1 protein-coding gene is annotated in these 692 nt (G+C 43.4%); it reads left to right on the forward strand.

What is annotated here, in order from left to right; translation table 11 throughout:
* Positions 1–692: sialate O-acetylesterase (locus AB5935_RS27920; RefSeq protein WP_368328092.1), on the forward strand; the 692-nt coding region annotated here is incomplete at both ends.

Raw genomic sequence — 692 nt, forward strand, 5'->3', positions numbered from 1 at the left:
ACAATGAAGCGTATTCCTTCCACTATCGGATTCCAAAATGAACCCACCGGACTATATAATAGTATGATTCATCCGCTACGTAACTACGGAATACGAGGCATAATCTGGTATCAGGGAGAGTCGGATACGGGTCCTGAAGGTAGCAAACATTATGAAAGACATCTGATTGATCTTGTAAACGACTGGCGTACCCAATGGAACAATAAAAACCTGCCTTTCGTCATTGTGCAACTTGCGAATTACCAACAAAGAAGCAAGGTGCCTGTAGAAAGCGGCAACGCACAAGTACCTGAAGCACAACGCAAGGCAAGTCTCCAGTTAAAGATTGTCGGACTGGCCACTGCCATTGATTTAGGTGAAAGTACTGCTATTCATCCACTCAACAAAAAAGACTTGGCACACCGTTGTGTGCTTCAAATGAACAAACTTTCTTTCGGTGAGAAGAATATCGTAGCGGAAGGACCTATGGCTGAAGCTGCCGAATTAAAAGAAAACGGTCGGATCGTTATCTCTTTCAGGCAAGGAACAGGCTCTTTAAAGCAAGCTAAATCATTAGAAGGCATTGCCATTGCTGCCAATGATGGAAAATATAAATTTGTAGAGGCCTATACCGAAGGGGATAAAGTAATTGCTTTATGGAACGGAAAAGGAATACCGGCAAGCAACCGCTATGCATGGGAAAACAATCCACC

Origin of the sequence: Phocaeicola sp. RTP21198st1_B8_RTP21198_201120 (assembly GCF_040929485.1) — a bacterium.
Lineage (GTDB): Bacteria > Bacteroidota > Bacteroidia > Bacteroidales > Bacteroidaceae > Phocaeicola > Phocaeicola dorei.